The organism is Rickettsiales endosymbiont of Peranema trichophorum, from assembly GCF_004210275.1.
Classification (GTDB): domain Bacteria; phylum Pseudomonadota; class Alphaproteobacteria; order Rickettsiales; family Midichloriaceae; genus RICK02.
In genome coordinates this window covers 1-12,701 of record NZ_SCFA01000029.1, presented here as the reverse complement: position 1 = coordinate 12,701, position 12,701 = coordinate 1, and the positions used below count along the sequence as shown (strand labels likewise).

General features: G+C 40.5%; 13 protein-coding genes. 4 read left to right on the top strand and 9 right to left on the bottom strand.

The window, feature by feature from the left end; genetic code table 11:
* Positions 1–51 precede the first annotated feature (51 nt).
* The 9 genes from EDM53_RS01410 to prfB all read right to left on the bottom strand — a co-directional run bounded on the left by EDM53_RS01410 (position 52) and on the right by prfB (position 9,935).
* A complete protein-coding gene (locus EDM53_RS01410; RefSeq protein ID WP_207215402.1) occupies positions 52–1,179 on the bottom strand; it encodes a CCA tRNA nucleotidyltransferase in 1,128 nt (375 codons plus the stop codon).
* 166 nt (positions 1,180–1,345) lie between these two features.
* Positions 1,346–2,503 carry a ribonuclease D gene (locus tag EDM53_RS01405; RefSeq protein WP_130121698.1) on the bottom strand — a complete coding sequence of 386 codons (1,158 nt, stop codon included), beginning with the start codon at positions 2,501–2,503 and terminating at the stop codon, positions 1,346–1,348.
* 3 nt (positions 2,504–2,506) lie between these two features.
* On the bottom strand, positions 2,507–4,774 hold the full coding sequence (locus EDM53_RS01400; protein WP_130121696.1) for an FtsK/SpoIIIE family DNA translocase: 2,268 nt from the start codon (positions 4,772–4,774) through the stop codon (positions 2,507–2,509).
* Positions 4,775–4,789: 15 nt separating this feature from the next.
* Positions 4,790–5,785 (bottom strand): beta-ketoacyl-ACP synthase III, encoded by a 996-nt coding sequence (locus tag EDM53_RS01395; protein WP_130121694.1) that lies wholly within the window; start codon positions 5,783–5,785, stop codon positions 4,790–4,792.
* A gap of 156 nt (positions 5,786–5,941) precedes the next feature.
* The gene (gene plsX, locus EDM53_RS01390; protein WP_130121693.1) at positions 5,942–7,024 is read right to left on the bottom strand and encodes a phosphate acyltransferase PlsX; all 1,083 of its coding nucleotides are present in this window, start codon (positions 7,022–7,024) and stop codon (positions 5,942–5,944) included.
* A 27-nt stretch (positions 7,025–7,051) separates the two neighbouring features.
* Positions 7,052–7,255 (bottom strand): 50S ribosomal protein L32, encoded by a 204-nt coding sequence (rpmF, locus tag EDM53_RS01385; protein WP_130121691.1) that lies wholly within the window; start codon positions 7,253–7,255, stop codon positions 7,052–7,054.
* A gap of 205 nt (positions 7,256–7,460) precedes the next feature.
* Positions 7,461–7,586 carry a type B 50S ribosomal protein L36 gene (gene ykgO, locus EDM53_RS01380; RefSeq protein ID WP_130121689.1) on the bottom strand — a complete coding sequence of 42 codons (126 nt, stop codon included), beginning with the start codon at positions 7,584–7,586 and terminating at the stop codon, positions 7,461–7,463.
* Between the two features lie 118 nt (positions 7,587–7,704).
* Positions 7,705–8,799: a glycosyltransferase family 10 domain-containing protein gene (locus EDM53_RS01375; protein ID WP_130121687.1), complete on the bottom strand. Its 1,095-nt coding sequence runs from the start codon at positions 8,797–8,799 to the stop codon at positions 7,705–7,707.
* Positions 8,800–8,809: 10 nt separating this feature from the next.
* A protein-coding gene (gene prfB / locus EDM53_RS01370) for a peptide chain release factor 2 (protein ID WP_130121732.1) occupies positions 8,810–9,935 on the bottom strand; the annotation gives its coding sequence in 2 pieces (ribosomal slippage) (positions 8,810–9,865 and positions 9,867–9,935; 1,125 coding nt in all).
* 344 nt (positions 9,936–10,279) lie between these two features.
* Between prfB and EDM53_RS01365 the strand changes: the two genes are divergently transcribed.
* The 4 genes from EDM53_RS01365 to EDM53_RS01350 form a co-directional block, all read left to right on the top strand.
* Positions 10,280–10,657 (top strand): AtpZ/AtpI family protein, encoded by a 378-nt coding sequence (locus tag EDM53_RS01365; protein WP_130121685.1) that lies wholly within the window; start codon positions 10,280–10,282, stop codon positions 10,655–10,657.
* A complete protein-coding gene (locus EDM53_RS01360) occupies positions 10,654–11,388 on the top strand; it encodes a F0F1 ATP synthase subunit A (protein WP_130121683.1) in 735 nt (244 codons plus the stop codon). The genes EDM53_RS01365 and EDM53_RS01360 overlap by 4 nt, the downstream gene beginning before the upstream one ends.
* A 26-nt stretch (positions 11,389–11,414) precedes the next feature.
* A complete protein-coding gene (locus tag EDM53_RS01355; RefSeq protein WP_130121681.1) occupies positions 11,415–11,642 on the top strand; it encodes a F0F1 ATP synthase subunit C in 228 nt (75 codons plus the stop codon).
* 160 nt (positions 11,643–11,802) lie between these two features.
* Positions 11,803–12,701 (top strand): AAA family ATPase (locus EDM53_RS01350; RefSeq protein ID WP_165379537.1); only part of this gene is annotated, 899 nt, incomplete at its 3' end.

Here is a 12,701-nt window from a genome sequence, read left to right as displayed (position 1 = left end):
GGAGGATATAGGTCGTATCCAGAAGATTTCAAGCGCTGCTGTGAAAAATTTTTATGAATTCTGGTTTTGAAGTCCAACAAGTGCTTCAAGCAACGATTTCTTTTGTAATTTAAAATCGCTATCCATCCATAAATTCAAGGCAATCTTAAGCTGTACTCCTATCATTTTTCCATTAAATCCGATTTCTTGCAGATCGTATCCGGTCAGTGGAAATGGTGGTGGGCTAAATTCCTCTAGAAGCAGCAATGGTCTACTGATGTCAACATCTGCGTGTTCGATGCTGTTTAAATAAAGTAGGGACAAGAAGCTATCCCGTCCCAACGAGTATATCAGTTTTTTGTTTTGCTTCACATCATTGGGTTTGATAAGAAAATCTTGGCGACACAGAAACTCCAAAAGCTTGTGTTCCTTATTGGAGAGCCGCCACCTATTTGCAACAAACTGAAACACATCCATTGGCTTGTTGGTAGCTCTAATGATGGCTGCAAGGTTTGGTAATGTGGCTTTGGTAAACTTATACTGTCTCAGTTTAGTTAAGTTTGGCTCTTCAGAAATGATATGTGGCCACAAACCTTGTTCCGCCATTAGTATGACCGTCTCCTTGGTATACTGTTGGCTTAGAAGCTTCAACATTTCCTGGTGTATTCTTTCGCCTGATATACTGCTCAAAAGCGACATATAATGACGTATGCTCTGTAAATGCTCAGGATCTACTGTTTTTACTCCTATATATGAGTGAAACCTAAAGTAACGCAAAATACGAAGATAGTCTTCCTCTATTCTTTCACTTGGTTCACCAACAAACCTCACTATCTTATTGTTAATATCTTCCACTCCTCCAAAGTAATCATACAAGTTACCATCTATATTGAGAAAGAGAGCATTCATGGTGAAGTCTCTGCGCCTTGCATCTTCATACCAGTCGTCAGTATGCTCAATTATGGCTTGTCTTCCAAAACACTGCACATCTTTTCGCAGCGTGCTGATCTCAAAGGTGTGCTCATTCATAATTGTTGTAATTATGCCATATTTCCGATTGTTTTGACTAATGTAAAACGCTTTAATATTTGCAGTACGCAGTAATTCTTGAACGCGCTCTGGTAGTATGTCAGTCGCTAGATCGATGTCTTTGGCAACTCTATTTGCCAAGATATCCCGAACACAACCACCAACTAACATTGTATTTCCTTCTTGTAGTGAGTCTAGCAAGCTTTTGATTTGTTGAATTGGGACCCACGGTGGAATTGAGACTCGGTGGACTTTCAGATTATACTTTGACATGTCTGCCTAACGTGATGCAAATAGCGGTTGGTATTTTGGTGAGACTATCATAGCGCTTCACTATCTACGATTGTTCTGTGCTAGTGTTGCTATAAATGTCTGGTGATGTGAATGGTATATCGTTACGATGCCCTAGCAGTAATTCCCCATGCCTTAGCATTGCAGCATACTTACCAAACACTTCATATCTCCAGCCATCATTGATTCTGGATGGCAGATTCTTGATGAATGCCTTTAAATCATCTGCAGAAGATATAAACGATTCTTGAATGTTATACTTCTTAGAGGAGATCGTTAACAGTGCTTTCATCATATGTAAAAGTGTACCATTAACTTGCTTAGATTTGTGTTGATTTAGCAACTGCATTTTTAACAAAGCGCTCTCATCAACTTCGGCATCAAAAAGCTGAAACAACTTTATAACATCTTGTGCTGTAACGGCAGGATGCAGTGCTGCAACCCTTAATATGCTATCATGGTCCCTGATGTGTCTTGTCAGGATTTTGACTACATCTTGATCTTGAAGCACTTTAATCCGCGGAAGATTTAAGGATTCTGCTTGTTGTTCCCTCCATAGCAAAATGTTATAACACCGTTTTAAACCTTGGATATCCTGTACATGTTGAAGGAAAGGCTTTAGTAACTCTGTGACATCCACAGTAATGTGACGTGCTATTCTTGCAGATTCTTCTAAAGCCCATTCCCAGAATTTTCGCCGTTTGAGTTGTCTTTCCATCTTAAAAAACAGACGTCTTAATACTTCAGCATCTTGTATAGCATACGTCATTTGTTCCACAGATAATGGTCTACGCAACCAATCAGAAAACTGCAATGTCTTATCGATTTTGAGGTGAAGAAAATCTGACACAAGAGTTTCAAAGCTCGCACAATCGCTATACCCCAGAAAATTAGCCGCTATCTGGGTATCAAAGATATTGAAGGGTTTCAAATCAAGGTAGTGCAACATTATCTCTAAGTCTTGTCTTGCAGAGTGTAATACCTTGACTGAATGTTCCGCTAGAAGCAAATGCTTCACGGGTCCATAATCTAACGGCAAGAGCATATCTACTGCAAAAGTGCGATGACTACTGCTGATTTGCAAAAGTGAGGGAGTTGGATGATATGTACCTACTCTACTAAACTCCGTATCGAAGGCAACTACTTCATCCTGTATCGCCTCCGTACAATACTTTTCTAAGGTATGATTATCTATAACAAGCATATTTTAATTAGCATGATCTCCTAAAATTTCTCTTTTGCCTGTGTGATTTGGTGAGCTAACAATACCCTCTTTTTCCATACGTTCTATAAAACTTGCGGCTTTGTTATAACCTATTTTTAAACATCTTTGTATGTAACTTGTGGTAGGTCTGTTGTCTCTAATCACGATTGCAACTGCTTGTGCATATAGATCGTCCCCATCTGAATCATACAGTCCCTCACTGGAGTTTTCGTCTTCATCATCAAGTGTGACATCTTCTTGGTATTTTGGTGCTTCTTGCTGCTTTAAAAATGTGACTATAGTTTCTATCTCACTATCTCCTACAAACGGACCATGAATTCTTGATATCTTCCCGCCTCCAGCCATATATAACATGTCACCCATCCCTAATAGCTGTTCCGCTCCTTGTTCACCCAATATCGTCCTACTATCTATCTTGGACGTGACTTGAAAGCTAATTCTAGTTGGAAAATTTGCTTTTATCACACCAGTAATCACGTCCACGGAAGGTCTCTGAGTCGCAGTAATTAAATGAATACCAGCTGCTCGTGCCATTTGCGCCAATCTTTGTATGTACCCCTCTATATCTTTACCAGATACAAGCATCAAGTCTGCCATTTCGTCTACTATCACTACTATGTATGGTAGTGGATTATCTGGCATGGTAATGGATTCAAATATGGGCTTACCACTTCCCTGATCAAACCCTACTTGAATTTGCTTATCAAGTTTTTCACCTTTAGCCTTTGCATCTTGTATAGCTTTATTAAAACTACCAATATTTCTAACGCCTAACACAGACATAGAGCGGTAACGTTGTTCCATTTCCTTGACTACCCACTTTAAAGCTACTACTGCTTTTTTTGGATCTGTAACAACTGGCGTAAGCAAGTGTGGAATTCCTTCATACACAGACAATTCAAGCATCTTTGGGTCTATCATAATAAAACGACACTCTTCAGGTGAGAGCTTATACAGTAGCGACAGGATCATGGTATTAATTGCTACAGATTTACCAGATCCAGTTGTACCTGCAACCAACAAGTGTGGCATTTTTGCTAGATCCACCACTATAGGTTCCCCCCCTATACTTTTACCGAGCACTAGTGGCAGATTGTGGGATGCTTCAGTATAGGTTGTGCTTTCAAGCAACTCACGTAAAAATACCGTTTCTCTATGCGTGTTAGGCAGCTCTATGCCTAAAGCATTTTTGCCTGGTATCGTTGCTATTCTAGCTGATAATGCGCTCATAGATCTCGAGATGTCATCTGCAAGTCCTATGACTCTAGAGGATTTAGTGCCGGCTGCAGGCTCAAGCTCATACAATGTCACTACAGGCCCAGGAGAGATAGTGACAATCTTGCCGTATATTCCAAAATCTTGTAATACCTGTTGTAGTAGCTTGGAATTTTGGTTCAGTGCGCTTTCACTAAACTGAATGCGTTTGTGATTAGTTGGAGCTTCTCTTAAGAGAGAAGTCGGGGGTATCTCAAACTGTCCAGTATCAAACTTAAGTGATGATTGCGACGGCTTCTTTTTGTTGTCTATTGCAAAATATGCTGGTTGTATCTCAATCTGTTCATCCTGTGTCACAGACGGCTCCACATGTCCTCGTTTATGAGATGCCCTGTAACTTATATAACGTCTTTTGATGTAGGCAATACCCCGTAACGAGCACAAAAAAGTATGCCTGACTGCTTTACACGCTATTTTGAAGAGGCCGACGGTAGACAGCCACATTTCGATTAGTGTCATGTTTGCAGACACTAAAGTACAGAACACAGTAGATGCAATGGCGATTTGCATAATATATTCCTGCGATATGTACAACTTCAGCTCTTCTCTTACAAAAATACCAATAAAACCACCGCCTCTTATCACTTCAAAGGGCAAGTATGTTAACTTGTCACCAGAGCCTTGTATATTTGTAAAAAAAGTCGCACACAATGGCAAAAGCAACAGTAGTGTTGTGAGCCTGAATACGAAAAGCTTAAAGGGGCGTTGCAATATCAACCTTATTCCTGTTGTTGTTAAAAACATCACAACAAAAACAGAGGCAAGTCCCACAGATTGAAGAATTGGGTCCGCAACTAGCGCACCATATTTTCCACACCAATTTTTTGTTTGGTTGTTGTTGACATTATTAAGAGAGGGATCGTGTATATCAAAGCTAAAGATCGAAAGTATCAGAAACAGAGTGGTCATCAAAGTCAATACACCTAAGGGCGTTAGAATGATGTGAGATCGCTTACTTGTGCTGTGTTGTTTCATATTTTATACCAGGCATTATATTCTTATCAAAAGACTACCCCAAGTTAGTCCTCCACCCATGGCGACAACTAACACAAGGTGGCCTTTTTGAATTTTGCCTTGTTTCATATACACATCAAGAGCAAGTGGTATAGAAGCAGCTGATGTGTTAGCATGTTCCGATACGGTGCTAACGATCTTGTTGCTGGGAATTTGCAACTTATGTGCTAGCAATTCCATCATTCTATAGTTCGCTTGATGTGGTAGTAACCAATCTATTTCCTCTATTGTTACTCCTGCTTTTGCAAGCGTTCCAAGGGCATGTGGCACCACTTTATCAATCGCATTTTTAAAAAGCTCTTTTCCCTTCATTTCAATTTTAGCATCAGGTTTGCCTTTGATACTACCTCCGTCTACTTTCAAAATATCGTAGAATCTTGAATCGGACTGCAGATCGTATTCAATAATACCTCGCTCTATTACATCGTCCTTAGTAGCCTCCTCTTCCTTTACGTGCTCTTTGCTTAGTATGACAGCGCCTGCTCCATCTCCAAATAATACGCAGGTGTTTCGATCTTCCCAATTTACTATTTTAGACATTGTATCAGCTCCTATTACCGCTAACTTAGCCAATGTTTGTTGATTTTGGAGCATTGCATCTGCAACAGCCAAGGCGTATACAAAACCTGTACAAACAGCGTTGATGTCAAAAGCTAACCCATGATGCAAACTCAAATTCTTTTGGACTTTTATTGCTGTCGCTGGAAAGACTACATCTGGTGTTGTTGTTGCAACTATTATTCCGTCCAAGTCTTCAGGTTTGCAGTGAGCGTTATCCAAAGCAAGCCGTATAGCAGTAGTAGCAATATCTGAAGTATACTCTCCTACTTCCTGCACTAGGTGCCTTTGCTTGATGCCAGTACGCTCAACGATCCACTGTTCGCTTGTATCAACAATCTTAGACAAATCGTTGTTGGTTATAATCCGAGCGGGAACATAGGAACCAGTACCTATTATTTTAGTGCGCTTCATTAAATAAACCTTATAACATTCATACTCTTTTAATTTCACGACTTGAAATTTTTATACATTACCGCAACGTACACCTAATCACCTTAGCAATCCCGGTATTTATATAATGTATAAAGGCTAGACAGCCTTTATATTTACAAACTACTGCTTCAACTCTCAATCTGTTAGAGGTATTCCTAAAATTTTAGCTGAGGTTTGTTTGATTCTTGCTACAATATTACTGCCAACACTCTCTTGTGATCTTTCTAACTCCTCTACAATTCTTTGATTTACTCTTTTTCTAGCCAGATCGTACGCTATCTGTATAGCGTTTGCGATGCCCTCTGGACCTGCACTACCATGGCTTTTGACAACTATACCGTTGACACCTATGAACATTGCACCGTTGTTTTTATTAGGGTCTACGCTTTTAAAAGCATCTTTGATGGCATCCTTGACAAAAAGGCTTCCAACTTTGGCCAAGTAGTTACTTTGCAGTCCATTTTTTATTAAGGTCAGTGCCAAGGAAATCGCTCCCTCAGCAGTTTTTAACGCTATATTACCGCAGAAACCATCAGTCACAACTACATCTGCTTTTCCCAGTGCTATATCATGGCCTTCTACGTATCCTATAAAGTTGAGGCCTGATTTCTGAAGAAGCTGATATGTCTTTTTTTCCAGTTCTCTGCCTTTAATCTCCTCTGTCCCTATATTTAGAAGCCCAATGGATGGGTGCTTTTTGTTAAGTGCCACTCGTGCAAAACAGTCTCCCATAAACGCAAATTGCAATAAGTGATGAGGATCACACTCTGCGTTGGCTCCAAGATCCAACATCACCGACTGCCCTGACATACTTGGTAATATACCAACTATTGCTGGCCTCTTAATGCCTGGCAAGTCACCAAGCACTAGCTTTGACATCACCATGAGAGCGCCTGTATTACCGGCTGACACGCAAGCATCGGCATCATTTGATTTGAGGGCTTCTATTGCGTTTCTCATGCTTGAGTTAGCGCCAACTTTCAGAGCTCTGACTGGTGGCTCATCGTCAGAAATCCACTTTGGTGAGTGTACAACCTCTGAACATGCGGTTAGCTTTTTATATTTCCTGACTAGTGGCTCAACAATTGATATATCGCCATAGAATCTGATAAACAAGCTTTCTTCCTTTGAGACTGCGATCGAGGCACCTGCAATGACGGCCGCAGGGGCATTAGCTCCCCCCATAGCATCTACGCTTAAAACAACCTTCTTTTGCATCAACTCACACGCATCGCGCTTGAACTATTATGCTGCTTCATTAGTTGACGTAGTTTTAACCTTATCAAGCACTTTTCTTTTATTATAATACCCATCTTTTAAAGAGATGTGATGGGGCAATTTAGCTTCTCCGCTTGTTTCGTCAAAAACCACATTGATTCTTTGTAAAGCATCGTGAGATCTTCTCTGACCTCTGCGTGATGGGGATGTTTTCCTTTTAGGTACTGCCATAAATTTTACTACATTTGTGAAATAATTATTTACGAATCATATTACAGAAAAATCATTAAAGATACAATAACTTTAGAGGGCATAGTAACGAATTTAAAAAGGTGCTACAGAAGATCAGGAAATGGATACAAAACACGACAGCAAGCGAAAAGGAGGGGTACCACCTATATGTGGATCACTCACACAAACCGCTGACAACCCCCACCTAAGCCTGCTTGGCTTTGAACTTGGGATTTGCCTTGTTGATCACATAGAGCCTACCCTTGCGCTTTACTATTTTACAATTCTTGTCGCGAGTTTTCGCTGATTTTAAAGAGGACAACACTTTCATAAGAGTACTTCAATGACATTCTAAATACTGACCACCATATACTACGGCCATATTTATTGCAAGTCCAGATATTTCATTTATCAAACATTTCAATCAACTTGCTATGACTTCATTAACCTCATTCAAAATCTATGTCTCTTGACATAGGTGGTGCGCTATCGTTCACAATTGCCTTGAAGTAAGCACTACGGAGAAATCTTGCAGCCTCTTTTAACAGTGGGTGATTTGGATCTCGCGAGACTTTAAATAGCTCTGGCTCCTTTCCGTCTTTGAAGATACTTTCGTTTTGCATCCGCTTTATTTCCGTTTCGTTTTGACTTATAGCGATGATATAGTCTGCAGCATCTTCAAGCGTTTTAAAGGCTCCAACGTCAATAAAAGCCTTGTCATTGAAATACTTCTTAACTGTTGCACTATCTCCCCAATAAATTGGAATTGCACCACCACGAAAAACGCACATTATCTTCTCGGTTATATAGCCTGGGTGCTGCTTGTTCTCCATTGCCATCCCAAAATTGTAGTTTGCGTACACCTCATCTAATGAACGCCAACCAACACTTCTGCTTGGAATTACTGTTTCATCATTGGTTCTAGAACATTTACCCAGTCCTTCTGCCTCTACATTTCGCTCTTTGAGAATGGCAAACAACTTCTCTCTTTGTGGCACGCAGTTTGAATGGATATATGCTAAAAACTTACGTTGTTTATTGCCCTCCTTATGTCTAACAAATGGTTTGTAGTCCCATACTACAAAGGGAAAATATAGCTCCCTTATTTTTTGTGGAGTAGAAGACACAAATTCAACAATAGGAGGTGCATTACGCCTGTAGTTTTTTCTGTCCATTGTTGAGCTTTCTCCTGAGAAAGTGATGTACGGAGCGTTCCATCGCTGGCACTTCAATAGCTCTCCTCTTCTGGCATTTTTATCTCGTATCAAGAGATGTGGGGCCCTTAGGTGATCTACCACAACGCTTCTATCATAGAATGCAAGCTTGATAATGTTTAAAACAAATTCTGGTATGACATCAGTATGTGGTTCTATGCCCACTATAAAGTCTTCGCCTGGAGCGGGGTATTGGTAATTATACGTACTAAACTGTAGGTTAAAGTAAGGTCGTACGTATCGTTGACCAATCCATACAGCACATATCACCAGCAACAATATCGATATCTTGTAAAATCCAAAGCTCTTGACGAAGCTTTTGATGATCATACAAACCTTTTTAATCCAATTTTGGTTCAAGCCCCACTCCTTTCATTTTAGCTTCAAGAGAAGCCAGTATAAACTTGTCAATATCGCCGTTCAGCACTCCCGTGACATCGCTAGTAGAGCACCCAGTTCTCAGATCCTTTACCATCTGGTACGGATGAAGCACATAGGACCTAATTTGGTATCCCCACCCTATGTCAGTCTTCTCAGCGTTTAATTCGCTAATTTTTTCTTCCTGCTTCTTTAATTCTAAGGTGTACAGCCTTGCCTTGAGCATGGAGAAGCATTCATCTTTATTTTGGTGTTGAGACCGCTGACTTTGAGAGCTGACAACTATACCAGTTGGCATATGTGTTATTCGTACTGCGCTATCTGTGGTATTAACGTGCTGACCTCCTGCTCCGGACGAACGAAATGTATCGATTCTAAGATCGGATTCATTAATTTTGATTTCGATCGAATTGTCAACAACTGGAAATATCCAAGCACTTGCAAAACTTGTGTGTCTCTTGCCTGCGCTATTGAAAGGAGATATTCTTACAAGCCTATGTACACCGCTTTCTGTTCTAAGCCACCCATACGCACCCTTCCCTATCACTTTAATGACTACAGACTTGACTCCGGCCTCTTCTCCCGCCAAGTAGTAAATTATCTCGCTCTTAAACTTGTGCTTTTCAATCCACATTGTATACATTCTGAAAAGCATTGAAGCCCAATCGTGGCTTTCTGTTCCTCCAGCTCCAGCGTGAATTTCGATGAAGCAGTCGCTTTCATCAGCTTCTCCGACGAACATGCACTCCACTTCTCTTTTCTTGAGCGATTCTTCTAGATGTTTCAGTTGTTTGACTGCTTCGTCAATGACATCTGAGTCTTGGCCATCGCTACTTAACTCGATCAGCTCAAGGAAGTCATTGAGTGAGCGTTTAGCGTGCGTAACGCAGTCAATATGCTCTTCCAAATATCTTTTTTCTCTCAAAACGGATTGTGCAAGCTTCTGATCGCTCCAAAGCTCTGGTTCTTGCGACCTAGCCGTCAGTTCGTTTAGTTTGGATACCGCGGTATCCCAGTCAAAGATACCCCTGTAATAGCTCTATTGAGCGCTCTATGTTGCTTTTGATTGTGGCAATTTCCGTGCTCATAAAATCTCCGTAAGTGACGTTAGACATGTGTATGTGGTACTTGCTATAAATCAGTGGTATTCAGCAATGCATACTGCAACCACTTTTGTGATTTTAAGGTTTTAACTGATTCATATACAAGGCCGCAAGCTATACCCATTTTACTTTAGTATCAACATATATTTTAGTGATTGTAAATTGCAATTGACCAAGCGCCACTTGTTTGTTGAATTTGACATTGCCTGATCTTATGTCATATAATGACCGTTAAGTATAAAGCATTTAAAATTAATACAACATACTGTTTTGGCAATAATATATATGTTGGTATTGGTACTTTGACAGAACGTAGTGAATAGTAATTTATGACTAGAGACCACAAGGAATGGAACGATATGGATGTGACTGGAACTGGTTCACCGCGCACTTCTTTATCTGGGAATTTTGATGGGTCTGACACGACGTTGAGTATACTGCAGAATAAAATACAGAAGCTAAAGCCATGTCAAAATGCTCACCAACAAAGGTGTAGTTCAAGTGTACACAGTAGGTTCCTGATAGATTTAATATCCGGCATGGCAATCGGCGGGGCTGTTGGATATTGCCTGGATCTGTACATGACTACCCTTCCTTTGTTTCTGTTTATATGTATTGTACTCGGGACAGTAGGTGGGATCAGGAACTTCTCTAGGGTTCTGATGGCCTCGTACACAAGTACTTCAAACAATAGTGGAAACATATGACAACGATACACAGCCCATTAGAGCAATTTCAAATAAAGCGATTGATAGATCTGACATGCTTTGGTGTTGACATTTCTTTTACAAATGCGTCGCTCTTCATGGTCATTGCTACAGCTTTGATTTGCTTAGTACTGTGGAGCAGCACGAGAAAACGTATGCTCATGCCGGGCAAAATGCAGTTGATCGCGGAAGCTTTACACGACGTTATAGAAAGTATGATGATTGACATCGCTGGTCCAAGATCGCAGCGATTTAAGCCTTTCATCTTTTCTCTTTTTATGTTCATATTGTCTTTAAATCTGTTAGGTGCTATACCATATACTTTCACGGTCACGAGCCATATTGCTGTTACGTTCTGCATGGCGATTTTAATATTTCTGGGTGTAACACTTTTGGGTTTTGCGTTACACGGACTACACTATTTAGAGCTATTGTTGCCCAAGGGTACTCCTATCCTTCTTGCTCCTGTCCTTGTGATGATCGAGCTTTTTGCATACTTGGCTCGACCTATCAGCCTATCTATCAGGCTGACAGCAAATATGATGGCGGGTCACGTTGTATTAAAACTGATCGCCTCATTAATCACTATAGGGGGCGTGATTGGATTTATTCCTGCATTTGTCTTGTTGACAATGCTGCAAGGATTTGAAATATTTGTGGCAGTGTTGCAGGCTTACATTTTTACGGTTTTAACGTGTGCCTACTTGAGCGACGCTATTAACTTACATTAACAACTTTACATAAGGAGTACACAATAATGGACGGAGAAGGTTTAAAATATATAGGAGTTGGCTTGACAGCTATTGGTATGTTGGGCGCTGCAATAGGTGTAGGAAATATCTTTAGTAGTCTGATCAATGGTCTTGCAAGAAATCCATCTGTAGAGCCAGCTCTGATGAGAAGCGCTTATATTGGAGCTGGTTTATCTGAAGCTATGGGGCTCTTTTCTTTCGTAATAGCATTGATACTGTTATTTGTAAAATAGCCAGAAAGGATATAAAGCGATACAACCAAGATGATGAACTCAAGGTAAGTTCTAAGGACTCTGCCAAGGTTTGTCCTGGTCTACTTTCTAAAGAAAAGCTGTTCATAAATAGGCCTGGGGCGTATAATGAATCCAAGACAATTGAAATGTGGCACACCCCATGAAACTACCGGTAGGAGTCAGCGATTTTAGAAAGATAGCAACAGGTAACTATGTCTTTACGGACAAGACGCTGTTGATCAAGGAAGTAATGGACGATGGTGCTGATATCATACTAATCACCAGACCTAGAAGATTTGGTAAAACATTGAACTTGTCTATGCTCTACTACTTTCTAGACCATAGTCAGCCAAAAGATGAGGATTTGTTTGAGAACCTAAACATATGGCGAGATAAAGCCTTTTGCGAGGAGCATCAAAACAAATATCCAGTAATATTCATATCGTTCAAGGATGTGAAGAAATCACAGTACGAGGATGCGTACGCGAATATAGTTACACTGATAAGTGAAGTGTACACGACGCATCAATATTTACTGGATGGTGAGGTATTGGCGGAGCATGAGAGGACAAGGTTCGTATCGTTGCTAAGGGAGGAGGGTCTTAAAACTTATATTGAAGCATCACTTCGGCAGCTATGCCTCTACATACAGAGGTATTGTGGCAAGAACCCAATTATATTGATAGACGAGTACGATACACCGATACAAGAGGGGTATTTGGAAGATTACTATAATGAAATTACAGAGTTAATGCGTGGTATACTAGGGCAGGCATTAAAGGATAATAGCTATCTGACAAAGGCCGTGGTCACAGGAATCACTCGTATCTCTCAGGAGAGTTTGTTTTCTGGATTAAACAACATAGAGGTATATTCCCTATTGAGGGAAGACTACGGGCAATACTTTGGATTTACCGAAGAGGAAGTGCTGAAGTTGTTGGAAGAAACAAAACAGCCGGTGTCGATTAGCGAGATAAAAGAGTGGTACAACGGTTATCAAATAGGGAAGCACGTATTGTACAATCCCTGGTCGATAATAAAGTGTTTAAAGAACCATGG

Coding starts and splice junctions, on each gene's coding strand:
- rpmF (WP_130121691.1), bottom strand. CDS start 7,255: ATGGCAGTACCTAAAAGGAAAACATCCCCATCACGCAGAGGTCAGAGA.
- EDM53_RS01365 (WP_130121685.1), top strand. CDS start 10,280: ATGACTAGAGACCACAAGGAATGGAACGATATGGATGTGACTGGAACT.
- EDM53_RS01355 (WP_130121681.1), top strand. CDS start 11,415: ATGGACGGAGAAGGTTTAAAATATATAGGAGTTGGCTTGACAGCTATT.
- EDM53_RS01375 (WP_130121687.1), bottom strand. CDS start 8,799: ATGATCATCAAAAGCTTCGTCAAGAGCTTTGGATTTTACAAGATATCG.
- EDM53_RS01405 (WP_130121698.1), bottom strand. CDS start 2,503: ATGCTTGTTATAGATAATCATACCTTAGAAAAGTATTGTACGGAGGCG.
- EDM53_RS01360 (WP_130121683.1), top strand. CDS start 10,654: ATGACAACGATACACAGCCCATTAGAGCAATTTCAAATAAAGCGATTG.
- EDM53_RS01410 (WP_207215402.1), bottom strand. CDS start 1,179: ATGTTAGTTGGTGGTTGTGTTCGGGATATCTTGGCAAATAGAGTTGCC.
- ykgO (WP_130121689.1), bottom strand. CDS start 7,586: ATGAAAGTGTTGTCCTCTTTAAAATCAGCGAAAACTCGCGACAAGAAT.
- EDM53_RS01395 (WP_130121694.1), bottom strand. CDS start 5,785: ATGAAGCGCACTAAAATAATAGGTACTGGTTCCTATGTTCCCGCTCGG.
- plsX (WP_130121693.1), bottom strand. CDS start 7,024: ATGCAAAAGAAGGTTGTTTTAAGCGTAGATGCTATGGGGGGAGCTAAT.
- EDM53_RS01400 (WP_130121696.1), bottom strand. CDS start 4,774: ATGAAACAACACAGCACAAGTAAGCGATCTCACATCATTCTAACGCCC.